Origin of the sequence: Bradyrhizobium sp. 482_C4_N1_8 (genome assembly GCF_052075965.1) — a bacterium.
GTDB classification, from domain to species: Bacteria; Pseudomonadota; Alphaproteobacteria; order Rhizobiales; family Xanthobacteraceae; genus Bradyrhizobium; species Bradyrhizobium barranii.
Genome location: NZ_CP197231.1, coordinates 3,479,227 through 3,503,317, shown reverse-complemented (window position 1 = coordinate 3,503,317; position 24,091 = coordinate 3,479,227). Strand labels below are relative to the sequence as shown.

26 protein-coding genes are annotated in these 24,091 nt (G+C 64.8%); 15 read left to right on the top strand and 11 right to left on the bottom strand.

Annotated elements, in window-relative coordinates; all coding sequences use genetic code 11:
- Positions 1 to 18: 18 nt before the first annotated feature.
- The 3 genes from AB7Z56_RS16360 to AB7Z56_RS16350 all read left to right on the top strand — a co-directional run bounded on the left by AB7Z56_RS16360 (position 19) and on the right by AB7Z56_RS16350 (position 2,819).
- Positions 19 to 1,185 carry an MFS transporter gene (locus AB7Z56_RS16360; RefSeq protein ID WP_354124455.1) on the top strand — a complete coding sequence of 389 codons (1,167 nt, stop codon included), beginning with the start codon at positions 19 to 21 and terminating at the stop codon, positions 1,183 to 1,185.
- A 68-nt stretch (positions 1,186 to 1,253) separates the two neighbouring features.
- Entirely contained in the window at positions 1,254 to 1,865 is a 612-nt protein-coding gene (locus AB7Z56_RS16355) for a PilZ domain-containing protein (protein WP_063982484.1), read from the top strand.
- 330 nt (positions 1,866 to 2,195) lie between these two features.
- The gene (locus tag AB7Z56_RS16350) at positions 2,196 to 2,819 is read left to right on the top strand and encodes a transglutaminase-like cysteine peptidase (RefSeq protein ID WP_028154093.1); all 624 of its coding nucleotides are present in this window, start codon (positions 2,196 to 2,198) and stop codon (positions 2,817 to 2,819) included.
- A 119-nt stretch (positions 2,820 to 2,938) separates the two neighbouring features.
- On the opposite strand, the gene AB7Z56_RS16345 is transcribed toward AB7Z56_RS16350, so the two are convergent.
- On the bottom strand, positions 2,939 to 4,702 hold the full coding sequence (locus AB7Z56_RS16345; protein WP_354124456.1) for a CYTH and CHAD domain-containing protein: 1,764 nt from the start codon (positions 4,700 to 4,702) through the stop codon (positions 2,939 to 2,941).
- A gap of 451 nt (positions 4,703 to 5,153) precedes the next feature.
- Positions 5,154 to 6,506, bottom strand: coding sequence for a metal-dependent hydrolase family protein (locus tag AB7Z56_RS16340; protein ID WP_283016924.1), 1,353 nt, complete (start codon positions 6,504 to 6,506; stop codon positions 5,154 to 5,156).
- A 356-nt stretch (positions 6,507 to 6,862) separates the two neighbouring features.
- On the opposite strand from AB7Z56_RS16340, the gene AB7Z56_RS16335 reads away from it, so the two are divergent.
- Positions 6,863 to 7,069, top strand: coding sequence for a hypothetical protein (locus AB7Z56_RS16335; protein ID WP_063982481.1), 207 nt, complete (start codon positions 6,863 to 6,865; stop codon positions 7,067 to 7,069).
- A 14-nt stretch (positions 7,070 to 7,083) separates the two neighbouring features.
- Here the strand turns inward: AB7Z56_RS16335 and AB7Z56_RS16330 are convergent, their stop codons facing one another.
- Positions 7,084 to 7,791 carry a GntR family transcriptional regulator gene (locus AB7Z56_RS16330; RefSeq protein ID WP_354124457.1) on the bottom strand — a complete coding sequence of 236 codons (708 nt, stop codon included), beginning with the start codon at positions 7,789 to 7,791 and terminating at the stop codon, positions 7,084 to 7,086.
- 268 nt (positions 7,792 to 8,059) lie between these two features.
- Between AB7Z56_RS16330 and AB7Z56_RS16325 the strand changes: the two genes are divergently transcribed.
- The 6 genes from AB7Z56_RS16325 (at position 8,060) to AB7Z56_RS16300 (ending at position 13,645) form a co-directional block, all read left to right on the top strand.
- Positions 8,060 to 9,046 carry an ABC transporter ATP-binding protein gene (locus AB7Z56_RS16325; protein WP_063982479.1) on the top strand — a complete coding sequence of 329 codons (987 nt, stop codon included), beginning with the start codon at positions 8,060 to 8,062 and terminating at the stop codon, positions 9,044 to 9,046.
- Positions 9,047 to 9,088: 42 nt separating this feature from the next.
- The gene (locus AB7Z56_RS16320) at positions 9,089 to 10,378 is read left to right on the top strand and encodes an ABC transporter substrate-binding protein (protein ID WP_028150047.1); all 1,290 of its coding nucleotides are present in this window, start codon (positions 9,089 to 9,091) and stop codon (positions 10,376 to 10,378) included.
- Positions 10,379 to 10,382: 4 nt separating this feature from the next.
- Positions 10,383 to 11,342 (top strand): ABC transporter permease, encoded by a 960-nt coding sequence (locus AB7Z56_RS16315; protein WP_038945489.1) that lies wholly within the window; start codon positions 10,383 to 10,385, stop codon positions 11,340 to 11,342.
- 3 nt (positions 11,343 to 11,345) lie between these two features.
- Positions 11,346 to 12,224, top strand: coding sequence for an ABC transporter permease (locus AB7Z56_RS16310; protein WP_063982477.1), 879 nt, complete (start codon positions 11,346 to 11,348; stop codon positions 12,222 to 12,224).
- A gap of 20 nt (positions 12,225 to 12,244) precedes the next feature.
- Positions 12,245 to 12,976, top strand: a complete 732-nt coding sequence (locus AB7Z56_RS16305) for an aspartate/glutamate racemase family protein (RefSeq protein ID WP_071912600.1) — start codon at positions 12,245 to 12,247, stop codon at positions 12,974 to 12,976.
- A 177-nt stretch (positions 12,977 to 13,153) separates the two neighbouring features.
- Positions 13,154 to 13,645 (top strand): hypothetical protein, encoded by a 492-nt coding sequence (locus tag AB7Z56_RS16300; protein ID WP_354124458.1) that lies wholly within the window; start codon positions 13,154 to 13,156, stop codon positions 13,643 to 13,645.
- Positions 13,646 to 13,866: 221 nt separating this feature from the next.
- On the opposite strand, the gene AB7Z56_RS16295 is transcribed toward AB7Z56_RS16300, so the two are convergent.
- From AB7Z56_RS16295 to AB7Z56_RS16285, 3 genes are all read right to left on the bottom strand, one after another.
- Entirely contained in the window at positions 13,867 to 14,262 is a 396-nt protein-coding gene (locus AB7Z56_RS16295; protein WP_354124459.1) for a hypothetical protein, read from the bottom strand.
- Positions 14,263 to 14,468: 206 nt separating this feature from the next.
- The gene (locus AB7Z56_RS16290; protein WP_071912593.1) at positions 14,469 to 14,999 is read right to left on the bottom strand and encodes a gamma carbonic anhydrase family protein; all 531 of its coding nucleotides are present in this window, start codon (positions 14,997 to 14,999) and stop codon (positions 14,469 to 14,471) included.
- A 106-nt stretch (positions 15,000 to 15,105) separates the two neighbouring features.
- Entirely contained in the window at positions 15,106 to 15,435 is a 330-nt protein-coding gene (locus AB7Z56_RS16285) for a DUF6949 family protein (RefSeq protein WP_014494286.1), read from the bottom strand.
- Between the two features lie 223 nt (positions 15,436 to 15,658).
- Here AB7Z56_RS16285 and AB7Z56_RS16280 point away from each other — a divergent pair, with 223 nt between their 5' ends.
- Both AB7Z56_RS16280 and AB7Z56_RS16275 read left to right on the top strand, forming a co-directional pair.
- Positions 15,659 to 16,366 carry a hypothetical protein gene (locus AB7Z56_RS16280; RefSeq protein ID WP_354124460.1) on the top strand — a complete coding sequence of 236 codons (708 nt, stop codon included), beginning with the start codon at positions 15,659 to 15,661 and terminating at the stop codon, positions 16,364 to 16,366.
- 72 nt (positions 16,367 to 16,438) lie between these two features.
- The gene (locus AB7Z56_RS16275; RefSeq protein WP_354124461.1) at positions 16,439 to 16,834 is read left to right on the top strand and encodes a PaaI family thioesterase; all 396 of its coding nucleotides are present in this window, start codon (positions 16,439 to 16,441) and stop codon (positions 16,832 to 16,834) included.
- A gap of 116 nt (positions 16,835 to 16,950) precedes the next feature.
- Here the strand turns inward: AB7Z56_RS16275 and AB7Z56_RS16270 are convergent, their stop codons facing one another.
- Both AB7Z56_RS16270 and cysE read right to left on the bottom strand, forming a co-directional pair.
- Complete coding sequence (locus AB7Z56_RS16270; protein WP_007602550.1) at positions 16,951 to 17,169, bottom strand: DUF3126 family protein; 219 nt, start codon at positions 17,167 to 17,169, stop codon at positions 16,951 to 16,953.
- A 124-nt stretch (positions 17,170 to 17,293) separates the two neighbouring features.
- On the bottom strand, positions 17,294 to 18,118 hold the full coding sequence (gene cysE, locus AB7Z56_RS16265) for a serine O-acetyltransferase (protein WP_014494283.1): 825 nt from the start codon (positions 18,116 to 18,118) through the stop codon (positions 17,294 to 17,296).
- A gap of 277 nt (positions 18,119 to 18,395) precedes the next feature.
- Between cysE and AB7Z56_RS16260 the strand changes: the two genes are divergently transcribed.
- Positions 18,396 to 19,772 (top strand): hypothetical protein, encoded by a 1,377-nt coding sequence (locus tag AB7Z56_RS16260; RefSeq protein WP_354124462.1) that lies wholly within the window; start codon positions 18,396 to 18,398, stop codon positions 19,770 to 19,772.
- Here the strand turns inward: AB7Z56_RS16260 and AB7Z56_RS16255 are convergent.
- Positions 19,758 to 20,513, bottom strand: coding sequence for an alpha/beta fold hydrolase (locus AB7Z56_RS16255; protein WP_354124463.1), 756 nt, complete (start codon positions 20,511 to 20,513; stop codon positions 19,758 to 19,760). The genes AB7Z56_RS16260 and AB7Z56_RS16255 overlap by 15 nt on opposite strands.
- 38 nt (positions 20,514 to 20,551) lie before the next feature.
- Complete coding sequence (locus tag AB7Z56_RS16250; RefSeq protein ID WP_354124464.1) at positions 20,552 to 21,682, bottom strand: hypothetical protein; 1,131 nt, start codon at positions 21,680 to 21,682, stop codon at positions 20,552 to 20,554.
- A gap of 330 nt (positions 21,683 to 22,012) precedes the next feature.
- On the opposite strand from AB7Z56_RS16250, the gene AB7Z56_RS16245 reads away from it, so the two are divergent.
- Together AB7Z56_RS16245 and AB7Z56_RS16240 are read left to right on the top strand one after the other, a co-directional pair.
- Positions 22,013 to 22,258: a zinc-finger domain-containing protein gene (locus AB7Z56_RS16245; RefSeq protein WP_008562814.1), complete on the top strand. Its 246-nt coding sequence runs from the start codon at positions 22,013 to 22,015 to the stop codon at positions 22,256 to 22,258.
- 19 nt (positions 22,259 to 22,277) lie between these two features.
- Positions 22,278 to 23,480 (top strand): FAD-dependent monooxygenase, encoded by a 1,203-nt coding sequence (locus AB7Z56_RS16240; RefSeq protein WP_283016934.1) that lies wholly within the window; start codon positions 22,278 to 22,280, stop codon positions 23,478 to 23,480.
- A 21-nt stretch (positions 23,481 to 23,501) separates the two neighbouring features.
- Here the strand turns inward: AB7Z56_RS16240 and AB7Z56_RS16235 are convergent, their stop codons facing one another.
- A complete protein-coding gene (locus tag AB7Z56_RS16235) occupies positions 23,502 to 23,927 on the bottom strand; it encodes a twin-arginine translocation pathway signal (protein ID WP_166342429.1) in 426 nt (141 codons plus the stop codon).
- Positions 23,928 to 24,091: the final 164 nt, after the last annotated feature.

The window sequence follows — 24,091 nt, the reverse complement described above, 5'->3', positions numbered from 1 at the left end:
GCCTGAGGAGATGAAGCGTTGCGCAATCGCTGGGGCATTCTTGCGATCCTGTTCGTCGTGCGCCTCACCATTGCGTTCCAGTTCCAGAGCGTGGCCGCTGTCGCGCCGTTGCTGCAACAGACTTTTGGCGTCGGGCTCGCCGATATCGGCATCCTGATCGGACTCTACTTCACGCCTGGCGTCGTGCTGGCGCTGCCGGGCGGCGCGATCGGCCGGAAGCTTGGCGACAAGCCGACGACGATCGCAGCGCTGCTGCTGATGACCGCGGGCAGCCTCGTCATGGCCACCACCGATATCTGGGGCTGGCAGATGGCGGGCCGGCTCGTCTCCGGCGCCGGCGGCGTGCTGCTGACGGTGCAGCTCACCAAGATGGGCACCGACTGGTTCGCCGGGAAGGAGATCGCGACCGCGATGGCGATCTTCGTCAACTCCTGGCCGGCCGGCGTCGCGATCTCGCTGCTGGTGCTGCCGGCGATCGGCACGGCCTATGGCGCAAGCGCGGTGTTCCTGGCGGCGGGCGCACTCACGGCCATCGGTATTGTGCTGATCACGCTCTATCAGTCGCCGCCGGGTGCCACAGTCAGCGCGGCCGGCCCAGGCCGGCTCGATCCCCTCGCGCTGCTGGCGGTGATCGTCGCGGGCCTGATCTGGGGACTCTTTAATGTCGGCTTCGCCATGATCTTCTCGTTCGGCCCCTCCCTGCTCGCCGAGCGCGGCTGGAGCATTGCGGCGGCAGGCTCCGCGATCAGCCTCGTGATGTGGCTGTCGGTGATCTCGGTGCCAGCAGGCGGCTATCTCGCCGACCGCTTCAAGCGTCCGCTCACGCTCGCGACCGCAGCCAGCCTCATCGTGGCCGGGCTGCTGGCCTGGTTGCCGCGATCGGATGCGGTGATCACGGTCCTCGCCCTGATCGGCCTGATCGGCGGCCATCCGGCCGGCCCGATCATGAGCCTGGCCGCCCGCGTGCTCGCGCCGGAAACAAGGGCGATCGGCATGGGCGTGTTCTACACTCTCTTCTATGCCGCGATGATGCTGGGGCCCGCGGTGGCCGGCCGGCTGGCCAAATCGGCCGGGACGGCCGCGGTTGCACTCGACCTCGGCGCGCTGACGGTGCTGGCCTGCCCGCCGCTGATGTGGCTTTTCGAGCGCATTGTGTCTGTCCGTAATCGACGCGCCCAATCCTAACGCGGCGTTAACCCTGTGCACCTTAGGGTCGTCCCGGACTCCGCCAGGCGGGGGGTCGGGTTGTGAAAATGGCGTTGGCGAACAAAAAATTTCTTCCGGCCGCCGAGGAACGACGGCGTTTCCAGCGGGTGAAGGTTCATCTGCTCGGCCGCTACATGCTGCCGGACCGCCGGGAATTCCCCTGCCAGGTGATCAACATGTCGCCGGGCGGACTGGCGCTTCTGGCCCCCGGCATCGGCAATGTCGGCGACCGCGTGGTCGCCTATCTCGACCATATTGGGCGGGTCGAAGGCAAGATCACCCGCATCATCGACAACGGTTTCGCCATGACGGTCGGGGCGACGCCCCGCAAGCGCGACAAGCTGGCGGCCCAGCTCACCTGGCTTGCCAACCGCGACATCCTCAATCTGCCGGAGGATCGCCGCCACGACCGTATCGTGCCGCGCAACCCGATCGCGGTGCTGACGCTCGAGGACGGCACCAAGATGACCTGCCGCATCATCGACCTCTCGCTGTCCGGTGCCGCCATTGCCGCGGAGAACCGCCCGCCGGTGAAATCGATCGTGCTGCTCGGCCGGGTCCAGGGCCGCGTGGTCCGAAACCTCGAGGACGGCTTCGCGCTGGAGTTCATGCACGAGCAGCCGATCGAGACTCTCGAAGAGAGCGTTACCGCGCGGTAAAGCGCAAGGACGCTAAAACGCCTGTATTTCCAGCCCTGAAGGCGGCTTCCGCGATACGGACGCCGCCTTTTTCGTGTCCGGCGACCGCCTCGCGCGGGTTAACGCGAGGGCCGCGTGCGCGCGCAAACAACAGTTCCGCCAGCGTTTCCGCGTTAATAGATAAAATTTGAATCAATTGAAGTCATTTCAAATCTTAGTCGAATTCGATTCAAGTATAGATCGAATTCATCGCGCCTTTTACTTGTATTCGTCTCGACTTGACTTGGCCGACTTAGCGGCAACTCAAAAGCTCCATGCGAAATGTGGTCCCAACAAGAAACGGGGGCCGCAATGTTGGACTTCAGGGGACAGGGGAAAGGGCTGGCACTGGCTGCCATGCTCTTCGGGATCAGCGCGGCAGCGCAGGCCGGCGAAGGCCGTCTGCTCTACGCGAGCCTCGGCGACACCACGCGTGCGCCGATCGGCTGGGTCGAGTTCTGTGCGGATAATGCCGCTCAGTGCCAGGGCGCACCGACGCAACCGCGCGACATCGTGATGTCGCAGGCCGCATGGCGCGACCTCGTCAAGGTCAATCGCTGGGTCAACGAGACCGTCAAGCCTTTGACCGACCAGGAGCACTGGGGCGTGATCGAGAAGTGGTCGCTGCCGACCGACGGTTACGGCGATTGTGAAGACTACGTGCTGCTGAAGCGCAAGATGCTGATCGATGCCGGATGGCCGCGCGAGGCCCTGCTCATCACCGTCGTGCGGGACAAGAAGGGCGAAGGACACGCGGTGCTGACGGTGAAGACCGACAAGGGCGAGTTCGTTCTCGACAATCAGAACGAGAACGTCGTTGCCTGGACGGAGACCGGCTACCGCTTCGTCAAGCGCCAGTCACAGAGCGACCCCAATGTCTGGGTCTCGCTCGGCGACACCAAGCCGGCGGTCTCCACCGCCAGCGCCAAGAACTAGCAGTCAGGAAAACGAGTTACGCGGCCCGGTCACATCCCCACCCCTCCCCGTCCCAGACCGGTTCGCGCGCGGCCAGCCATCCCCCAATGGCTGGCCGCAACTTTTTTTGGGGCGAGCAATCAGCCTTGCGACGACCAGGGCACGCGCGCGGCGGTGAAATCGCGCCACGTGCGTTGCAAAGCGGGCTGCACGCCGATCGATGCACGTGCCTGCCAGCCGGCGATCGCCGCGGCCGCGATGGCGCTGTCGGGTTCAGTACCGAGCCCATCGAGCAGCGATGCCGTGACCGCCATGTCGTTGAAGGCGCCGAGCTCCTCCTGCAAACCGGCGAGGCTGCGCGAGAAACGTCGCGCCGACTTGCGATCCTCGTACAGCGGCAGCAGGAATTCGCTGAGATAGCGCAGCCGCTTGGTCGCGAGCCGCACCCGGTGCAGCTCTTCTGCAGGAAGCGACTTGAAGCGGCGGCCGCGCTTGAGCACCTTGGCGTATTGCTCCGACAAGATGCGCCGCGCGAAGTCGACGGCAGGTTCGGCGAGCTGGCCAAGATCTTCGGCGGCAACGTCGTTGCGCCAGCCCCGGGTCTCGATCCAGTTTCCGAGGCCGATCAGGAACACGGCGCAGCGGCGATCATCGAGCGCATCATGCGCCTTGCGATAGGCGTCCGACTGGCGCTCGGCCGCAGCCCGGCCCAGCGCAGCGAAGCCGTCGACCGACGGACAGGCCTGTGCGATCGTCGGCAAGGTCTCGAGCTGGAACACGTCCCAATCACGGGCGGCGGACAGGTCTTGCGCCAGCCATTTGACCTCCGACCGCAGCGCATCGAGATTGCTGAGCGCACCGACCGATCGCATCAGGTCGAGCGCCGATCGCAGCCGGCGAAGCGAGACGCGGAGTTGATGCACGCCTTCCGGGTTGCGCCCGTCCTCGGCCGCCGGCAGCGACTGAAGCAGATGGAGGAAGCAGGAGCGCAGGATCGTCGCGAAGGCCTCGTCGAGCGTGACCGACGCATCGAGGCGAAGTTTTCGCGGGCGACGTGCCGGGGGTGGCTCATCGGCGGCAAGATCAAAGCCGCGCGCCGACTTGGTACGGATGGACGGCTTCACCGCACCCTGCTCCGCGAGCCGCAGCGCGACCTCGTAGATCGCGCTGGCGCTGCCGCTCTTCAGCTCAAGCTCGATCTCGCTCACCTGTAGCGTGCGATCGCCAGCCGTCAGCTCGCCTTGATCGAAGGCGATTTCGACCGTGCCGGACGGCAAGTCGATCATCCTCGCATGACGACGGATGTCGGCGGTGAAGACGGCTTCGAGCGGCTGCGTCACGAGGTGGCTACGAAGCTTCTCCGGAATGAAGGGCATCGCCAGAGCGAGATCGGGCGCAAGCGACGACACGCTCGCCTCCCACTCGCCACGGCGCAACGGATCGTCCGCGGCGTCCGTCTTCACGGTCTGCACGAAGCGCGCGCCGCTCTGGCGGACGCGCAGGCTCAGGCCATTGCGCCGAAGCAGGCGCTCGGCCGTGTCGTAATAGACCGACTTGAGATGCTTGCGCGTGCCCTTGTTGCGCGCATTGGCCGTGATGACCGGCGCGGCGTTGAAATGCGCCATGCGATCGGCGTCGACGAGCAGCTTGAGCTCGATCTCACCGGCGGGACGCGCAGCAGTGCCGGACTGGGCTGGCTCCGGTGCAGGCGTCGTGTCTTGCGATGGCGTCTGATCAATCACAGCGCCCTCGACGATCGCATGTTCCGGGTCGGGCTCGGCTGCGTCACGTTGCCTGAGGAAGCCGGCGACGACTTGCGTTCTCTTGTTCCGGTCCTTGAGGACAGGATTCCCATCCGGCGCGCTCATGGTTTTGCGAGCCAGCGTAGCGTCTGATTTCAACATTTCCGGTGACATGACGGTTTGATGACAGAGCGCAGCATATAGCTCGTCAGGCCCACAAGGAATAGTAACGTTACGTCGCAACGCATCATCGTCCACATGCGACACGCGCGACGCTAAAGATCGGGCGGAACTGTCATAATTCGTCTGGCGTGACGAATTAAATTGCCGCCGCGTACAGTAAGTGATCGAATTGATAGCGAATCTCGGCGTTCTCGAAACCGAGATGAACGCGTCAGCGAGCTTGACTCATGCTAGCAGAAAAATTCTTTCTGGTTTTGGAGACGCTCAGAAGTCACGCCTCCGATGGTGACAGGCCCGAGATTGTGACAAGCCCCGCGCGGCCTCCTGCGCTCCCGGAGATCGCAAAAGGCTCTCGACCAGGAAAGCCGGTTCCTGACGAGCGCGGCTAGAAGCGATTGAATTTCGCGGGCTCACACCTGCCCAGCGCGCATCAATGCGCGAGCCTGTTCTTGTAGATCCTGCCGTCCTTCATGATCACCACAAAATTCTTCGCGGGATCTTCGACCAGCTTGATGTCGTCGAGCGGATTGCCGTCGACCAGCAGGAGATCGGCGAGCGCGCCCTCCTCGACCACGCCGAGCTTGCCGGGATAGGGATTGCGCAGGCCCGACAGGCTCAAGAGTTCAGCGTTGGTCGACGTCGCCATCGTCAGCGCTTCGGCCGGCGTGTACCAGCGCGTCAGTGCGGCCAGCATCGAGCCCTGCTTGTCCGCCAATGCCTTCGAGAACAGGACGTCAGTGCCGAACGCGGTCTTGATCTTGTACTTCTTCGCCAGCGCATAGACGCGGTCGGTGCCGGCAACGACCTGCCGCATCTTGTCCTGCTCCGACGGTCCCAGCGCCGCGGCGCCGGAGATATCAAGGAACGGTTGCGTGCTCAGCCAGACGCCCTTCTCCGCGATCAGCTTCGCGCTCGCCTCATCCATGAGATGTCCGTGCTCGATGCATCTCACACCGGCTGCGATCGAACGCTGGATCGCGACCGGCGTATAGGCGTGCGTCGCGACATAGGTGCCCCAATTATCGGCGGCTTCGACGGCCGCGCGTAATTCGGGCTCGGTGAAGGTGGAGACGTCGAGCGGGCTGAAGGGCGACGCGACGCCGCCACCCGCCGTGAGCTTAACCTGCGAGGCGCCCTGCATGAGCTGCTCGCGCGCGCGCACGCGAACCTCGTCCGGGCTGTCGGCGACCAGGCTGCCGCCGATCAGCTCCATGCGGCTGAGCATGCCGCCGATGGTTCGCGGCAGATCGGTGAGCTGGCGGAAATCGCCATGACCGCCGGTGATGGTGATGATGGCGCCGGACGGATAGATGCGCGGACCGGCGACGAGACCCTCGTCGATGGCCCGCTTGAGGCCGAAACTCGGCCCGCCCATGTCGCGTATGGTGGTGAAGCCGCGCATCAGCGTCGCTGTCGCCTCGCTGGCGGCGAGCAGATTGTTGTAGCCAACATCGCCGAGGGCCGCGGCCGGCGTCGGACGCACCAGCATTGCGTGCCAATGCGCGTCGATCAGTCCCGGCATCAACACCCGGCCGCCGCCGTCGATCACTTGGCCGGTGGCCGCGATGTCGGTGGTGGAAATCTTCTCGATCGTCCGGTTCCTGATCAGGACGTTGGACGCGGCCGAGAGCGCGGCGTTCTTTCCGTCGAAGATCCGGACGTTGCGGAACAGGACGCCGGAGTCTTGCTGGGCTTGTAAGGGCAACGGGCTGCCGAGGCTTCCAATCGACACAAGCAATGCGGCGGCTCTGAAGAGTCCGGCCGGCGTGGTCCAACCCCACATGTCCAATCTCCACGCAGATCCGGGCGAACGCCAGCCAGCTGACGCCGCGCGATGCAGCTATGGATTGATGCCTGCAAACCGCATCGAGTCAATTTGCAACCACAGGGAGGTTTTGCAAATCAGCCATACGGACGCGAAGAGAAGCGTCCCCATCAAGTTGGATAGGCGAATGGGTAAGTGCACCTGTCGCACTCGCGTCGAACTCAAATTAAAACGCACTATCGATTTCGACCCGCCAGCAACGGTAGATTGCAACTTTCTCGCTCGGGAGTACGATCCTGCGCGGTCTACGCGACTTGAGCCGCTGGGCAGGAGGGCTTGCGGTCGTCTGTAGAATTCAAATGACGAGGCGTAACATGGTGGCGCAAACGAGTGACGGACGCATCCTGCTGGCCAAGAAGCTCGGCGGGCTCATCGCAATCATCTTGGGATGCCTGCTGACGGCCGTAGGAGTGACGTTCGAATACAGCGGCATGACTTTCGTCGGCGTGTTGTTGCTCGTCCTCGGAGCCGTCCTGCTGGTGCTCAAGATCATGAGGCGAAATCAGGAACGTCCGTTCTGACAGACGGCAGGCGGTCACACGCCCAGCACGTCGGCGAGCCGCAGCTCGTCGGCGGCGGGGTCCTTCAAGAACAGCTCGGCCTCGATCTCGTCCAGATGCGACAGCATCTGCACGCGCGCAGCCTGCTTGTCGCGCTTGCGGATCGCGGCGACGATGCCGGCGTGATGATCGGTGCCGCAGGCCGGCGTGTCGTGGCGGCGGTAGAGTAGGATGATGAGCGAGGAGCGCGCGATCAGCTCCTTCAGGAAGCCGAGATAGATGCTGTGGCCGCTCATCTCGGCGACGAGACGATGAAACTCGCCGGAGAGCCGGACCGAAGCGCGCGCGTCGCCGCGCAGCTCCGCCTCGCGCTCCTCGGTGAGGTGCTGCTTGAGGCGGTCGATCCAGGCCGGTGACACCGCATCGATCGCGTGATCGACGATGGTGGGCTCGATCAGGCGACGCGCCTCGAACACTTCACGGGCATCACCCGGCGTCGGCCGCGCGACGAAGGCGCCGCGATTCTTCTCGATGTTGACTATGCCTTCATGTGCAAGCTGCTGGAGCGCCGTGCGGACCAGCGTGCGGCTCGCGCCGTAGATCTCGCCGATCTCGTCCTCGCCGAGCTTCGTACCGGGCAGCAGGCGATGCTCGAGGATCGCGGCGGTCACCCCTTCCCTGATACGGCTGACGCGATCGCTCGCATCTGGCGCGTCGGATTTCGTGCGAGTCTTGGCGGCCATCAGTTCGAAGGGTTGGGTGTGAGGGCTCGATCGGCGACGTTCGGCCTTGAATGTTAGTCGACGAGCTGTATCCAATCACAGGCGAAAGATTATACAATCCGCGCCCGTTTTGTGTGCAGCGAGACAGACGGGTGCTGGGACGGCCGAGGGCGGCGGATTCGATCTAACGACCTGACTCTGCTGCACAGTTCTGGAATTCAGCCGGCCAAGGGCGGTTGGCACGGACCTTGCGGAGAGACGGGAGCATCGCCCCTCCCTTGGACACGCCATGGCCACTCCCGCCGCTCTCGAACTGGTCGCCGTCACCAAGCGCTACGACACGACGCTGGCGGTCGACACCGTCAATTTGAAGATCCCGGCTGGGACCTATTGCTGCCTGCTCGGCCCCTCCGGCTGCGGCAAGACCTCGACCTTGCGCATGATCGCGGGCCATGAGGCGGTCAGCAAAGGCGACATCATTCTCGGTGCGCAGAACGTGACCGACCTCGAGCCCGCCAAGCGCGGCACGGCGATGATGTTCCAGTCCTACGCGCTGTTTCCGCATCTGACCGTGCTCGACAATGTGGCGTTTGCGCTCAAAATGCGAGGCGTCGACCGCGCGACCAGGCACAGGCGCGCCGGCGAATTGCTCGAGCTGGTGGCGATGACACCCTATGCGGGCCGGCTCCCGGCCCAACTCTCCGGCGGCCAGCAGCAGCGCGTGGCGCTGGCTCGCGCACTGATCACCGAGCCGCAGATCCTGCTGCTCGACGAGCCGCTCTCCGCGCTCGATCCGTTCCTGCGGGTGAGGATGCGCGGCGAGTTGAAGCGCCTTCAGCGCGAGCTCGGCATCAGCTTCATCCAGGTCACCCACGGCCAGGAAGAAGCGATGGCGCTCGCCGACCACATCGTGGTGATGAACCAGGGCAGGATCGAACAGCAAGGCACCGCGCGCGAGATCTTCCACCGCCCCCGCACCGAATTCGTGGCGCGCTTCATCGGCGGCCACAACGTCCTCAGCGACGCCGGAAACCTCATCGCCGTGCGCGCCGATCAGCTCGGCATCGCGCCGTTCGCCGAGGGCGCGTTCGGCGCGCCGGCGCTGCTGACCCAGACCGAGTACCAGGGCTCCTACATCGCCGTCTCGCTCACGCTCGACGACGGCACCGCCCTGTTCTCCCACCTCCCCGAGGCCGCCTTCGACGTCCACCCGTTCCGTCCGGGCGATCGCGTGCTGGCCACCTGGGATCCTGCCAAGGCGCAACGCCTGCAATAGCGCCGATCGATCACTGGAATGCGCAACAGAGGAGTGACTGATATGACCGAGACCACCAGGACGAAGGGCGTCAGCCGCCGCACGCTGCTCAAGGGCACCGCAGGTCTGGCGGGCCTCGCCGCCGGCTCCGGCGCCATCACTGGCTTTCCCTATGTGAAATCGGCCGATGCGAAGGTGCTGCGCTATCTCGGCACCGCCGTGAACGAGGGCGACGACATCTCCAAGCAGTGCCTCAAGGACACCGGCATCAAGATCGAATACATCACCGCGACCACCGACGACGTCACCAAGCGCGTGATGACCCAGCCCAACTCCTTCGACGTGCTCGACACCGAATATTTCTCGCTGAAGAAGATCGTGCCGTCGGGCAACATCCTTGCCCTCGATGCCAAGAAGATCAAGGAATTCGACAACATCACGCCGGTCTTCACCAAGGGCGAGACGCCCGGCGGCAAGAAGATCGGCGGCCAGGGCACGGCGCCCTGGAAGGTGCTCTATCTCGAAGGCAAGGACTCCAAGAAGTTCGCGACGTCGGCGACCGAGTTCGTCACGCTGATCCCGACCGTCTACAACGCCGACACGCTCGGCATCCGTCCCGACCTGATCAAGCGGCCGATCAGCTCGTGGTCGGAGCTGCTCAATCCCGAATTCAAGGGCAAGGCCTCGATCCTCAACATCCCCTCGATCGGCATCATGGATGCCGCGATGGTCGTGGAAGCCACCGGCAAGTACAAATATGCCGACAAGGGCAACATGACCAAGGAAGAGATCGATCTCACCATGAAGGTGATGACCGAAGCCAAGAAGGCGGGGCAATTCCGCGCCTTCTGGAAGGACTTCAACGAGAGCGTCAACCTGATGGCCTCGGGCGAGACGGTGATCCAGTCGATGTGGTCGCCGGCGGTGACCAAGGTGCGCTCGATGGGCATCCCCTGCACCTTCCAGCCGCTCAAGGAAGGCTACCGCTCCTGGGCTTCGGGCTTCTGCGTCTCCAAGGGCGTGTCGGGCGCCAAGCTCGAATGGGCCTATGAGTTCGTGAACTGGTTCCTGTCCGGTTATGCCGGCGCCTATCTCAACCGCCAGGGCTACTACTCCGCCGTGCTCTCGACCGCGAAGGCGCACATGGAGCCGTACGAGTGGGCGTACTGGATGGAAGGCAAGCCGGCCGAGAAGGACATCAAGGCGCCCGACGGCTCGCTGCTCGAGAAGGCCGGCGCAGTGCGTGACGGCGGCTCCTACGAGGACCGCATGGGCGGCGTCGCCTGCTGGAACGCCGTGATGGACGAGAACGACTACATGGTCCGCAAGTGGAACGAGTTCATCGCAGCCTAACGTGATGGACACGTCAGAGGACATCCTGCAACAGGCGTCCCCGGGATTGATCCCGGGGTCGGGCACGGCGCGCGCCGCGAAAGCGACGCGCCTGTCGCCCTCCTTCATCTCCTGGCTCCAGGCCGGGCCGATGATGCTGGTGTTTCTCGCCTTCTTCCTGATCCCTCTGGTCTTCGTCGTCATCGTCTCGTTCTGGGACTACAACGAATACCAGTTGCTGCCGGCCTTCTCCGGCCGCGGCTACACCGATACGTTCGAGGGCTGCATCGCGCAGCTCCCCGATCTCTGCACCATCGCCAAGACCTATCTGAAGACGCTGAAGCTGTGCTTCCTGGTCTGGGTCATCACGCTCTTCATCGGCTTCTGGGTCGCCTACTTCCTCGCCTTCCACGTCAAATCCAAGACCTGGCAGATGGGATTGTCGCTGCTCTGCACGATCCCGTTCTGGACCTCCAACGTCATCCGCATGATCGCCTGGATCCCGCTGCTCGGGCGCAATGGCCTGGTGAACTCCGGACTGGTCAAGAGCGGATTGATCAACCATCCGCTGGAATGGCTGCTGTTCTCCGAATTCTCCGTGGTGCTGGCACTGGTTCACCTCTTCACCTTCTTCATGGTGGTGCCGATCTTCAATTCGATGGTGCGCATCGACAAGTCGCTGATCGAGGCGGCCTATGATGCCGGCGCCACCGGCTTCCAGACCCTGGTCAACGTCATCATCCCGCTCTCCAAACCCGGCATCGTGATCGGCTCGATCTTCGTCATCACCATCGTGATGGGCGACTTCATCACCATCGGCGTGATGGGCGGCCAGCAGATCGCCGCCGCCGGCAAGATCATCGAGACGCGGGTGAACGCGTTGCAATTCCCGGCTGCCGCCGCGAACGCCGTGATCCTGCTCATCATCACCTTCCTGATCATCACCATGATGTCGCGCATCGTCGACATCAAGAAGGAGCTCTAGAGCATGAAGGAGGGACGCCCGCGCTCGTTCTACGTGCTCGCGATCTTCTTCGCGGCCTATGTGCTGTTTCTCTACGGCCCGATGATCGCGATCTACGTCCTCTCGTTCCAGGGCCCGCAGGGCGGCCTCACTTTCCCAATGAATGGCGTGTCGACCTTCTGGATCGCAAAACTGTTCCAGGGCACCGGCATCGTCGATCTCGGCGCGGCCTTCCGCCGCTCGCTGCTGCTTGGCCTGATCGTGATGGTTGTGACCGTCGTGCTGTCGGTCGCCGCCGGCATGGCCTTCCGCCGCAAGTTCAAGGCGCAAAGCATTTTGTTCTACTCGGCGATCGCGAGCCTGATCGTGCCCTCGATCATCACCTCACTCGGCATCTCGCTTGAATTCCGCATCATCGACGATTTGATCAAGGCGCACTGGAACGAGAATTTCGAGACCTCGATGGGCCTGCTGACCTCAGGCCTAGGTGCGCACCTGACCTGGACGCTGCCGTTCGGCCTGCTCATCATGTTCGCGATCTTCAACCGCTTCGATCCCAGGCTCGAGGAAGCCGCGCGCGATCTCGGCGCGACGCCGTGGCAGGCCTTCCGTCATGTCGTGCTGCCGATCATCCTGCCCTCCGTGATCGGCATCGGCCTGTTCGGCTTCACGCTGTCCTGGGACGAGCTCGCCCGCTCCAGCCAGGCGATCGGGGCGGTGAACACGCTGCCGCTCGATCTCCAGGGCCTCACCACCACCGTGACGAACCCCGATATCTATGCGCTCGGCACCGTGATCTCGGCGGTGTCGTTCACCGTGATCGCCCTTGCACTCGGCACCATCCACATGCTCAACAAACGGCAGGCGGCCAAGGGCTCGGATGCCGGCCAAGGGCTTGTCTGACAAGGGGCTTGTCTGAACTGATGCGGCTGCACGTCGTCAATCCCAACACCACCGCGTCGATGACGGCGAAGATCGCCGCTGCGGCACGCAGCGTCGCCCTGCCCGACACTTTGATCGATGCGCGCCAGCCCGCGATGGGCCCGGTCTCGATCGAGGGCTTTTACGACGAAGCCTTCGCCGTGCCCGGCATGCTCGGCTGCATCCGCGACGCCGACCGCGACGGCGCCGACGCCCACATCATCGCCTGCTTCGACGACACCGGCCTCGACGCCGCGCGTGCCGCCGCGAAAGCGCCGGTGATCGGCATCGGTGAAGCCGGCTTCCATATGGCGAGCCTGATCGCGGCGCGCTTTGCCGTGGTGACGACGCTCGGTGTCTCCATCGTGCCGATCGAGCATAATTTGCGGAAATACGGTCTCGCCGAGCGCTGCGCTCGCGTCCGCGCCGCCGAGGTCCCGGTGCTCGCGCTCGAGGAGCGCAATACTGATGCCCTCGGCAAGATCTCCGCGGAGATCACCGCCGCGGTCCGCGACGATCGGGCGGAAGCCGTCGTGCTCGGCTGCGCCGGCATGGCTGATCTCGCCGCCGAGCTCGCCGCCACACATGGCCTGCCCGTGGTCGACGGCGTCGCCGCGGCGGTCACGCTGGCGGAATCACTGGTGCGGCTAGGACTGAAGACCTCCCGACTCGGGCCCTATGCGGCGCCGCGCTCGAAGACCTATTCCGGACCGTTTTCGCCGTTCCAGCCTTGATCCCGGCTCTTTTCGAGGACCTTCAGGGGTCCCAAGACCAGCTGATTGCTGGTTTTTTGCCGTTAGCCTCTTTTTGGTCCCATTTGTTGCCGAATGGTAACACTTTCGGGACGTCCCGGCGACCTCTGGTTGCCGCACTTCGCCACTCACCAAGTTTCAATTTGGGTTTTGTCAGCGATGATCGATCTCGCCCAGGACAAGCCGTCCAACCCCCTCCTTCGCCTAGGCGCCCAGCCGATTGCGCTGACCGCCGCAGCCCTCCTGCTCCTCATCGCCGGCGTGACCTCGATCGCGATCTGGCGCGCCTCTACCGGTGCAACTCCTGAGACCGACCGCGTGGTGGCGTCGCGGCAGCTCCAGGCCCGCACGGCCCAGGCATCCGAGCAACTCGTCGAGAAGACCAAGGGTCTGGAGGCGACCCAGCAGGAATCGATCGACCAGCTCCAGGTCGTGCAGGACCAACTCCAGACCATGAAGCGCCTGATGGCGGCGCAGCAGGCCGACACCAAGCGCCTGTCCGAACAGGTCACGACGCTGAACGAGTCCATCGACGGCCTTCGGCAGTCCTTTGCCAGCGTCCGGGCCACGGAAGCGGAGACACCCTCGGTTACCCGCAGGAAACCGTCGCGCCGTGTCCACGCCAGCGCCCGCAAGCGTTCGCGCGGCTAGCCGGGTCAGGGTCCGCGACTTAAATTTTTCCACATGTGAACTGGATCACATTCCCCCGTATGATTCCGCGCCATGCTGGCGGTTACCGGATGGCGTGAGCCGATTTCAATGTCCGGGGCTGGCAAGGTCGTTGACGGTATACTGCGTCAACGGCCTTGTTCTTTAGTGGGTCCAGTCTTTTGGTAGATCTGGCTTCTTAGTCTGGCTGAGCCTCGCGGCCGCTATTCGCAGACATCCACGCGGCGGACACGCCAGCCTGCCGGCGTCATGACCCGCTTCCGCACCACGTAACAGCCGCCGTAACCGCCGTCGTCATAGCCGGTACCATAGTAATAGGGATCGCCGTAACCGTAGCCATAGCCGTAATAGCCGCCGTAGTAGCCGGCGCCGGCGATACCTGCCCCGATCGCCACTCCGGGCCAGAAGCCGCCGCCACGCCAGTGGCCGCCATGGCCCCAGCCGCCACCATGGCCCCAGCCGCCACCATGGCCCCAGCCGCCGCCGTGGCCCCAGCCGCCGCCACCATGACCGAAACCGCCCCGCGCCTCGGCCGCCTGCGGCGCCGACAATCCGACTGCCGCAACGGCCAGCACCGCCATCATCATCTTGCGTAACATCACTCGATCCTCCGCGTGGAGACGTTCCACGCTCAAAGCGGGACCAAGCTAACGTCACCCGCGCTTTCCTGACAGCCTCACTGTCTCACTTCCGCGCGAGCATCAGCAGCCGCGATCGAAGCAGGTGAATCCGAAGGAAGCTGACGCGCGGCGCGTGCGGACCGCTATGCGGCGGCCGCCATCTTCTCGGCGGCCCACGGCCATTCTCAGCCGATCCGCTTCAGGCCTTTCTTGAAGCGCGGGCCGTTGGCCACGTAGAACCTCGCCGCACTCCCCATCTTCTGCACCTGGGCGTCGTCGAGCGTGCGGATCACGCGCGCGGGCGAGCCGATGATCAGGGAGCGTTCGGGAAATTCCTTGCCCTCGGTGATGACCGAGCCCGCGCCGACGATGCTGTTGCGGCCGATCTTCGCGCCGTTCATCACGATCGAGCCCATCCCGACGAGCGCGCCCTCCTCGATCGTGCAGCCGTGCAGGATGACGTTGTGGCCGACCGTGCAGTTCTTGCCGATGACCAGGGGAAAGCCGAGGTCGGTGTGGCAGGTCGAGCCATCCTGCACATTGGCGCCCTCGCCGATCTCGATCCACTCATTGTCGCCGCGCAGCACGGCGCCGAACCAGACGCTCGCACCCGGCTTCAGGCGCACGCGGCCGATCACGGTCGCGGTCTCGGCGATGAAGTAATTCCCGTCGACGGGAAGATCGGGTGCCTGTCCGTCGAGCTCGTAGATCGCCATGGGGTTCTCCTGTCGCGTCAACCCCAGCCATAGCGAAACGGCGACGCTGAGGCAAAGGGCCGCCGCGCCACGCAGGGGACGCCGAGCGTCCCGTGCAACGGAAGCGTCAGACCAGAACGCCGGCGGCGCGCAGCGTCATCAGGAAGAAGGTGCCGCTCATCATGCTCCAGAAGCCGGCGATGACGGTCGCCATCATCACGAATTCGACGCGGCGGCTTTCCACCCGCATGCCGCGCAACGTGTTGCGCATGATGATGAAGGGCGCCGCGAACACCAGGAACGGAACCGCGGCAAACGTCTTCGGCGCCACGCCGTCCTGCAACAGGCCGAAACCGGCGGGCCGCTGGGCAAACGCCTGGTAACCGTTCACGAGCGCGCCCGCGAGCGCGAAACCGATGCAGATCGAGAACAGAGAATTGAAGGCTTCAGGTGTCATCGGAACGGTCCGCCCTTACGCAACGCCGGAGCCATCCTGTGACAAAGAGTGCCGGTTAACGCTACATTATCCTTAAGGGAAGGTTAACGTCGGTGGCCCATCCACGCAGGGCCCTCCCCCGTCCCGGCGGCCGGGAACGCTCCGCGAATTCGCCGCCGCATGGCATATTCGCCGCTGATTCGTCGGCCACCGGCCGACTTCCCGGTTCGACTTGCGCAAGCTCATGACGATGTTTTCGGCAGCTCCCCTTAGGTCCTCCAGGACGCACCCTCGGGCGCATGTCGTCCCCATCGTGCTCGGCGGCACTGCGGCGCTGGGCGCGGTGGCGCTCGTCGCCTATTTGCTGTGGCCGACCTGGGGCTCGGGCGGCGCGAATGCTCCGGACCGGCTGCCGGTGAGCGTCGGCGGCACGCTGTTCAACGTTCCCACGACCGCGATCAGGATGAAGATCCAGCGGCACTCCGGGCCGCAGGAGCGCATCGATCTCGACTTCCTCTACCCTTCGCTTGAGCCGCCGGGCGCGCCGAAACATGTCACCGCCGACACCGTCGAAGAGGCGATGCAACCGATCGACCGTGTCTTCCTGTCGATATCGGCGCATCACGGTGCGCTGGCGCCGGAGCAGCGAACAGCCACGATCTATCCGCGCTATCTCGACCAGGCCGCGACCAGTGCGACGGACGGGCTGACGATGCGGATGTTCCGCGTGGACACGCCCTATGGCAGCGAGGACTTCTATTCCGCGACAAGCCCCGCGCTGACCGCACGCTGCACGCGCGATGCCGCCACGCCCGGCATGTGCCTCTCCGAACGCCGTATCGGCGGCGCCGATCTCACCTTCCGTTTTCCGCGGAGCTGGCTGTCGCAATGGCGCGATGTCGCGGAAGCGCTGGACCGGCTGTCAGCGCAATTGCGCGGACCGAAGGGCTGACCCCCGATCGCTTTGCGCCGCATTGAGCGGCTGATAGGCTCGTCGCCAACAACATCAAGCGCGGTGATCGACGTGACCGATGCAGCAGCAAACCTGCCTCCGGGCGCCCAATTGTTGGGGCGCGAATGGCTCGGCTTTGACGAGGGCGGGCGGGCCTTGATCCGCTTCCAGGCTCAGCCCGCGTTCACCAACAGGCATGGCACGATCCAGGGCGGCTTCCTCGCGGCGATGCTGGACTCCGCCACCGGGATTGGCGCGCTGGCAGCGCTGTCTCCCGACCTGACAGTGGTCACCAGAAGTCTGGATACGCGCTTCCTGAAGCCTGCAGCGGTCGGAGCCATCACGGCACGCGCGCGCGTCGTCGAACGGACGGATCGCGATATGGTCGTGCAGGCCGATCTCGTCGATGCGAACGGCATCACTGTCGCTGATGCCACGGCGCGGCTGCGCATTCTCGCGAAGAAATAGAACTACGGAACCGCGGAGTTAACGTTCGTCATTGCGAGCAGAGCGAAGCAATCCAGAATCCCTCCGCGGAAAGATCCTGGATTGCTTCGCTTCGCTCGCAATGACGGAGAGAGAAACTATTCCTGATCGACGAGATCGTCCTCGAGGATCGCCATCTGGAATTGGAACGAGCGATCATCATCCTCGTCATCGACGAAGAGCACGCCGATGAACTCCTCGCCGATATAGACCTCGGCGGAATCATCCTTCTTCGGCCGCGGCACGACGCGGATCTTGGGATTGCCGAATACGCGCTTCAGATACGCGTCGAGCTTCCTTACTTCCTTGACGTCCACGGCAAGTCTCCAATCGAAATCTGGGTTGGCGGGGTTTTAGGACGAGACGCGACGAACCGCCAGCATGAATTGCCAAAGAATTTGGGGACGAGCAGGGCCGGAGAATCCGGCCCTTTTCTTGAGCTCAAAGTCCCATCGCGTTGATCATCTGATCCATGGTGCGCGACGGCTCGGCGCAGCCGGCCTCACCGACGATCTTGGCGGGCACGCCGGCAACCGTGACGTTGTGCGGCACCGGCTTGACCACGACCGAGCCGGCGGCGATGCGCGCGCAATGACCGATCTCGATGTTGCCGAGGATCTTTGCGCCGGCGCCGATCAGGACGCCGTGACGGATCTTCGGATGGCGATCCTCGTTCTCCTTGCCGGTGCCGCCGAGCGTGACGCCGTGCAGGATCGAGACGTCATCCTCGATCACCGCGGTCTCACCGCAGACGAAGCCGGTGGCGTGGTCGAGGAAGATGCCGCGGCCGATGCGCGCGGCGGGATTGATGTCGGTCTGGAACACCGCAGACGCGCGGCTCTGGAGATAATACGCAAAGTCCTTGCGGCCCTTCAGATAGAGCCAGTGCGCGAGGCGATGGGTCTGAATGGCGTGAAAGCCCTTGAAGTAGAGCAAGGGGTCGATGAAGCGCGACGTCGCGGGATCGCGGTCGTAGACGGCGACGAGATCGGCGCGGAAGGCGTTGCCGAGATCGGGAGCCTCGCGCAGCGCCTCGTCATAGGTCTGGCGCACGAGATCACCCGACAGCGCGGAATGATCGAGCCGGTCGGCGAGACGATGGATCACCGAATCTTCCAGGCGACTGTGATGCAGCACCGTCGAGTAGATGAAGGTCGCAAGCTCCGGCTCGCGATGGACGATGTCCTCCGCCTCGCCGCGGATCCGATCCCAGATCGGATCGAGCGTTGCGAGCTTTCCTCCCGGACTGACCTGATGCACTGCCATAGGATCTGCTCTTTCGAATTGGCTCATTTTGCTGGCTCTATACCACAGTCTAGCCGACGAAGTCCCGACGGGCTTGCCTGAGAGTGAACAGTGAGTTGCTCCGCGAAAGCACGCCAACGCCTTGAAACACAACAGTTTCTTCTGACGCCCCCAGGCGGCGAGGTCGGCTCAAAATGGTCAGGGTTTTGCCAAATTCAAGCCGGGCAGCGTCAAACTATTGGTGAATTCCGCCTCGACGGCTGTTGCGGGCATGGTCGGGGAACACGACGGAGCGGATTTGAGCATCACCACCGATCAATTGCGCGCGGGCGCCGCGGGCTCGCTTTGGCTGCGGCTGGCGGCGGTGGGACTGCCCCTCCTCTTGATCGCGCCGGCGTTCTGGAACGGCTATCCGCTGTTGCAATGGGATACCGGCGGCTATCTGGCGCGCTGGTACGAGGGCTATCTGGTCCCGAGCCGCTCCACCGTGTTCGGCCTCTATCTGCACTACGGCGAGAATTTCGGCTTCTGGATCAATCTCGCGGTCCAGTCGCTGGCGACGCTGTGGCTGTTGCAACTGACGCTGCGCGTACTCGGGTTGATGCAGACGTCTCGCTTCGTCGCGATCAGCCTCTGCCTGATCCTGTCGACCGCGCTGCCCTGGCTCGCGAGCATGCTGCTCACGGACATCTTTGCGGGGCTGTCGATCCTGTCCCTGTTCTTGCTGGTCGTCGGCGCGAGCCGGACGTCGGGCCTCGAAAAGATCTCGCTGTTCGTCTTCACCGCCTTTGCCGCCGCAACCCACAGCGCCACACTCGGCGTGCTGCTCGGGCTCTGCGCCGCCGGCTGGATGGTGCGGCCGTTCCTCGGCGCGCGCCTGCCGCTCGCCGGATTGGCGCAGGCAAGCCTCACCATCGTCGCGGGCGGCCTGATGCTGGTGTCGGCAAACCATGCGCTGTCGGGCAAATGGGCCTGGACGCCCGGCGGCTATGGCGTCGCTTTCGGACGCATGATGCAGGACGGTATCGTCGCGCGCTTCCTGAGCGATCATTGCCCGCGCGAGCGCTACAAGCTCTGTCCCTATCGCGACCAATTGCCGGCGACCGCCGACGAGTTCCTGTGGGGCAAGAGCATGTTCAACACGCTCGGCCGCTTCGAAGGCATGAACGACGAGATGGGCTATATCGTCGTGCATTCGCTCGCCGACTATCCGGCGTGGCAGGCCGGCGCGGCGTTGCGGGCGATGGGCCAGCAATTGCTGCATGTGGCCACCGGCGAAGGCACCAGTGTCTGGATCGGGCACACCTACGGCATCATCGAGCGCTACATCCCGGCGCAAGTCGCGCCGATGCGCACGGCGCGGCAACAGAATCACGGCCTCGATTTCGATCACGTCAACTGGCTGCACGTTCCCGTCGCGCTGGCCTCGATGCTGGCGCTGGTCGGGCTGCTCGCGCATGCGCTCGCAAGCCGCCGGCTCGACGATCTGACGCTGCTGGCGGCAACCGTCGCGCTGGCGCTGCTCGGCAACGCCTTCATCTGCGGCGTGATCTCGGGCCCGCACGACCGCTACGGCGCACGGATGGTGTGGGTCGCGACCTTCGTGGCGCTGATGGCGCTGGCGCGTCGTTTCGGTGACGACCAGCCTGACGACGAGACCTCAGCCGCGGCGTGACAGGAAGTCGAGCACGCCGGTCTTGTAGACCTTGTCGCCGACCGCGCGCATGTGGTCGCGGTTGGGGATATCGAGCACTTCCGATCCCGGGATGATGGCGCCGAGCGCGCTGGCTGATCCTGCAACGTCGTCGGCGCTGCCGACCGCGATCAGCACGGGCACGTCGATGCGCGCGGCCTCTTCCTTCGTCATGAGGTCGCGGGTGCCGCGCAGGCAGGCGGCGAGCGCACGACGGTCGGAACGGGTCTGATCGGCAAAGGCGCGAAACGTGCGGCCGACCGGATCGGTGACGTCGTCGAGCGAGGGCGCCTCCAGCGCCTTCGCGACGTTCTCGCCGGGCCCGGTGCCCTCGATCAGGCCGCCGATGCCGATGCCGCCGAGGATCGCCGAGCGCAGGCGCTGCGACTCGTTGAGGGAGAGCCAAGCCGTCATCCGTCCGCCCATCGAATAGCCCATCATGTCGGCCTGCGGAATCACGAGATGATCCATCAGCGCGAGCACGTCGCCGGCCATGGTCGGGATTGAGTACTGCGTGGGCTCGTAGAGCTTTGCGCTTTCGCCATGACCGCGATTGTCGAGCGCGATGACACGGCGGCCGTTCTTGCGCAGTTCCGAGACCCAGGTCGGATAGACCCAGTTCACGTTCTTGCTCGAGGCAAAGCCGTGCACCAGGATGATCGGATCGCCCTCGCCTTCGTCGAGATAGGCAATTTCAACGGCGCCGTTGTGAAAGCTCGGCATCAGCAGTTCCGGAAGTCGTTGTGGGGGAGAGATCGATCTTAGGCGGTAAGCGCCGCGTCCGCCAGAGCGGATTGGGCTGCCGCCCGGCGAAGCCGGCGCGCCCGTCTGCGATCGCACCAGGCCTGGGTCAGGCGCTCCGTCGCCGCCTTGATCGAGGATAGCAGGCCGAACAGCGTCAGTGCCGCGCCGAACAGCCAGAGCGCCAGATCGAACATGCCGCCGACGAGCAGCAGCGCGCCGCGGCCGAGCAGCTTCATGATCGCGCGGGTCTTGCCGCCCTGCGCTTCCGCCAGCCGGGCCGCGCGCGCGACGTCCTTCGGGCCTTCGGCGATGCGCAGCGTATCCATGGCGCCGCGCGTGCCGGTCTTTTCGGCAACGCGGGTGACGTCCTTGCCGAGCCGGACCAGCGCACCGGCCTTCTCGGCACGGAACGCGGCCTTGATCGCGCTCGCGGTCTCGCCGGGGCGGAACACCGAACCCTTGGCGACGGCGTTCTGGAGCATCGGCGTATCGACCACCTCACGCGCCGACCGGCCGGCCCATGCGGCAAGTCCCTCGCCGAGCCGTCCGACCTTGCGGGCATCCTTCACCAGCGTCAGTCCAGCACGCACGGGCGCGGCGCCGCCGACCGACACGTAGGTCACCGCCGTCACCGCAAGGCCGGCGGTCGCAAGGCCGAGCACCAGATGGTCGGTGTCCTCGCCCATGGCGAGACGCTTGCCCTCGCGCACGACGTCCCTGATGTCGCCGATCACGAAGAGATCGCCGGCGACGGTTCCGGACAGGCTCGCGACATCGTCGGCGTTGCCGGTGACGAGACCGGTGGCGAACTGTTTGGCGAAATGCCGCGTGGAATTTTCTTCCTTGACCGCATCGCTCACGCGGTTGAGGAGGTCGTCGGGCAGCGCGATGTTGCGGTCACGCGCCAGCGCGACAAAACTGTCGGCGAGATCGGCGTCGCCGGCGGCGAGCGCGGCCTCGATATTGTCCTGAACCAGGCGGTCGTTCTGCCGCAGCAGCGCATCGAGCTTGAGTTCGGAGAGCGCCGCCGGATCGTCCTGGGCGGAGAGGAGCGCGCCGGCCTCGCGGGCATGCGGCGCTACCTGCGCGAGCATGAAGCTGCATGCTGCAATACCGGTCAACGCCGTGCTGATTCGCAGCCACTTCATGCCAAGAGTCATACCAAGAGTTGTGCCAAGAGCCTGGACGATCCCGAGATCATTGCGCCTGATGGTTCGTCTTTCGTCGCAGTTCCGCTCGTCCAAAGACATAGTATGCCAAAATTGCGACACAACGTCCCCGACGAAAGAAGGGCTTCTCTCAGGCCGCAAGATTGTGTCGAATTTGCATGAGCAAATGAGCATGGGGCAATTGCGAACCTTTCGGTTCCGCTGGACTAGCAATCATCTGCACCCAACAGTATGGTCCGCGGCGCCTCAAAGATGCCGCGTCAGTGTTTGATTGTGTCTGCCGCCATTGCCACTCCAGGATGAACTACGATGTCCGACCATGTCGTCCCGCACTTCCATAACGATGCCGGTGTCCCCGTCATCGAGATCGGCTCGCAAGAGTTCATGTGCGTCGGCGCCAATCCTCCGTTCGATCATCCGCACGTCTTCCTGGACCTCGGCAACGACAACGAGATCATCTGCCCCTATTGCTCGACGCTGTACCGTTTCGCCGCCGACCTGAAGCCGGGCGAAGCCCGTCCGCCGGAATGCGTGCTGAAGGACAAGGTGGCCTGACCGCCTCTCACGGTCAGGGGTGGCGCTCTCCCGAACGATTGTCATCGCCGGTGCCGGCATAGGTGGACTGACGGCCGCGCTTGCGCTCGCAGCCCGTGGCTTCCGCATCGTCGTGCTGGAAAAGGCCGAGCGGCTCGAGGAAGTCGGCGCCGGCCTGCAACTCTCCCCCAACGCCAGCCGCGTGCTGGTCGAGCTCGGCCTCACCGAGCGGCTCAAGCGAAGCGCCGTCACCCCTGAGGCGCTCTGCGTCATGAGCGCGCGGGCCGGCGGCGAACTGCTGCGCATGCCGCTCGGCGAAGCCGCTTCCGCGCGGGCCGGCGCACCCTATTGGGTGGTGCATCGCGCCGACCTGCAATCCGCGCTGGCCGGTGCGGTCTCCGACCATCCCGATATCGATCTGAAGTTAGGTGCGACCTTCGAGGATGTGGCGCCCCACGCCAAGGGGCTGACGGTCGTCCATCGCAGCGGCACGATACGGCGCAGCGATCTGGCTAGCGCACTGATCGGCGCCGACGGTATCTGGTCGACGGTACGCCAGCATCTGTTTCCCGAGGTGCAGCCGCGCTTCTCCGGCCTGATCGCCTGGCGCGGCACGCTCGATGCCACGCAACTGCCGAAGGATTTTACCGCGCGGCGGGTGCAGCTCTGGATGGGTCCGAACGCCCATCTCGTCGCTTATCCGATCGCCGGCGGACGCCAGATCAACGTGGTCGCGGTGCTACCGGGGACCTGGAACAGGCCCGGCTGGAGCACGCCGGGCGACCCGTTCGAGGTGATGGACGCCTTCGCGGCACCGCGCTGGCCATCGCAGGCCAGGATGATGCTCACTGCTGTCGACAATTGGCGCAAATGGGCGCTGTTCGGCGTGCCCGACGGCTGCCCCTGGAGCGAAGGACCGGTCGGCCTGCTCGGTGACGCCGTGCATGCGATGCTGCCATTCGCGGCCCAGGGCGCCGGCATGGCGATCGAGGACGCCGCCGTGCTCGCTCGGCATCTGAGCCTCGAGGCTGCCGAGAGCACGGCCGGCATCGCGGCGGCGCTGAAGCAATATGGCCGCGCGCGGCAGGCGCGGGTGCGGCGGGTGCAGCGGACGGCGCGGCAGCAGGGCCGCATCTATCATCTCGGTGGGCCGCTCGCGATCGCGCGCGATGTTGCGATCCGCGCGCTCGGCCCGGAGCGCATGCTGGCGCGGCAGGACTGGATCTACGGCTGGCGCCCCTGAGGCGGGCGCAATCGTATCAACTCAGCGAACGGCGCTACCGGATTTCGGGGCGGGCTTGATGTCCGGCCGCTGCGGAGCAGAGGCCGCCGGCGTCGCACCGGGCGGCGTTTCCCGGCACTTGTTGCGGCGCCATGCCTCCTCGGCAAGTTGCGACTGCCCGCGCACCGCGATGTAGTCGTTGCGATAGGCGAGCTCGGACACGACCGCGCCTCCCGCCCCGGTCTCAGCCTTCTCCATCAGCTTCTGCAACTGCTCGGTGCGGCTGGCGAGCGCCTTACGCTCAGCCTCGAGTTGCTTGCAGTCGTACAATTCGTACTTGCCCGGATCGGCAAAGGCCGGTGCGACCGTCTCGGTCATGCTGGCGCAACCGGACAGCGCCGCGCCCGCCGCGAGTAGCGCCAGAAATGCGCCCGAGTCGCGCAGGCGAGAGGAAAACGAAGCAGCCATGCCGGATGAATAGTCCCCGTGGATTGAGAATGCCTAAAGCAACAACAGATGTCCGGATTGAGGCTTTGCCTTGCGCAGCCGGCTCGCTTAAGGAAGAACCGCCCATCCGGCCCGCGAAACGCGCCAATTCCAGACGGCCGGAGGTGGACTTAACTAGTTGATCT

What these genes read in the sequence shown, in the direction of transcription:
- AB7Z56_RS16340 (WP_283016924.1), bottom strand. Translation starts at nt 6,506, where the DNA reads ATGTGGGGTTGGACCACGCCGGCCGGACTCTTCAGAGCCGCCGCATTG.
- AB7Z56_RS16315 (WP_038945489.1), top strand. Translation starts at nt 10,383, where the DNA reads ATGGACACGTCAGAGGACATCCTGCAACAGGCGTCCCCGGGATTGATC.
- AB7Z56_RS16325 (WP_063982479.1), top strand. Translation starts at nt 8,060, where the DNA reads ATGGCCACTCCCGCCGCTCTCGAACTGGTCGCCGTCACCAAGCGCTAC.
- AB7Z56_RS16320 (WP_028150047.1), top strand. Translation starts at nt 9,089, where the DNA reads ATGACCGAGACCACCAGGACGAAGGGCGTCAGCCGCCGCACGCTGCTC.
- AB7Z56_RS16350 (WP_028154093.1), top strand. Translation starts at nt 2,196, where the DNA reads ATGTTGGACTTCAGGGGACAGGGGAAAGGGCTGGCACTGGCTGCCATG.
- AB7Z56_RS16285 (WP_014494286.1), bottom strand. Translation starts at nt 15,435, where the DNA reads ATGACACCTGAAGCCTTCAATTCTCTGTTCTCGATCTGCATCGGTTTC.
- AB7Z56_RS16335 (WP_063982481.1), top strand. Translation starts at nt 6,863, where the DNA reads ATGGTGGCGCAAACGAGTGACGGACGCATCCTGCTGGCCAAGAAGCTC.
- AB7Z56_RS16245 (WP_008562814.1), top strand. Translation starts at nt 22,013, where the DNA reads ATGTCCGACCATGTCGTCCCGCACTTCCATAACGATGCCGGTGTCCCC.
- AB7Z56_RS16280 (WP_354124460.1), top strand. Translation starts at nt 15,659, where the DNA reads ATGACGATGTTTTCGGCAGCTCCCCTTAGGTCCTCCAGGACGCACCCT.
- AB7Z56_RS16235 (WP_166342429.1), bottom strand. Translation starts at nt 23,927, where the DNA reads ATGGCTGCTTCGTTTTCCTCTCGCCTGCGCGACTCGGGCGCATTTCTG.
- AB7Z56_RS16355 (WP_063982484.1), top strand. Translation starts at nt 1,254, where the DNA reads ATGGCGTTGGCGAACAAAAAATTTCTTCCGGCCGCCGAGGAACGACGG.
- AB7Z56_RS16345 (WP_354124456.1), bottom strand. Translation starts at nt 4,702, where the DNA reads ATGTTGAAATCAGACGCTACGCTGGCTCGCAAAACCATGAGCGCGCCG.
- AB7Z56_RS16305 (WP_071912600.1), top strand. Translation starts at nt 12,245, where the DNA reads ATGCGGCTGCACGTCGTCAATCCCAACACCACCGCGTCGATGACGGCG.
- AB7Z56_RS16330 (WP_354124457.1), bottom strand. Translation starts at nt 7,791, where the DNA reads ATGGCCGCCAAGACTCGCACGAAATCCGACGCGCCAGATGCGAGCGAT.
- AB7Z56_RS16255 (WP_354124463.1), bottom strand. Translation starts at nt 20,513, where the DNA reads ATGCCGAGCTTTCACAACGGCGCCGTTGAAATTGCCTATCTCGACGAA.
- AB7Z56_RS16295 (WP_354124459.1), bottom strand. Translation starts at nt 14,262, where the DNA reads ATGTTACGCAAGATGATGATGGCGGTGCTGGCCGTTGCGGCAGTCGGA.
- AB7Z56_RS16310 (WP_063982477.1), top strand. Translation starts at nt 11,346, where the DNA reads ATGAAGGAGGGACGCCCGCGCTCGTTCTACGTGCTCGCGATCTTCTTC.
- cysE (WP_014494283.1), bottom strand. Translation starts at nt 18,118, where the DNA reads ATGGCAGTGCATCAGGTCAGTCCGGGAGGAAAGCTCGCAACGCTCGAT.
- AB7Z56_RS16250 (WP_354124464.1), bottom strand. Translation starts at nt 21,682, where the DNA reads ATGAAGTGGCTGCGAATCAGCACGGCGTTGACCGGTATTGCAGCATGC.
- AB7Z56_RS16290 (WP_071912593.1), bottom strand. Translation starts at nt 14,999, where the DNA reads ATGGCGATCTACGAGCTCGACGGACAGGCACCCGATCTTCCCGTCGAC.
- AB7Z56_RS16300 (WP_354124458.1), top strand. Translation starts at nt 13,154, where the DNA reads ATGATCGATCTCGCCCAGGACAAGCCGTCCAACCCCCTCCTTCGCCTA.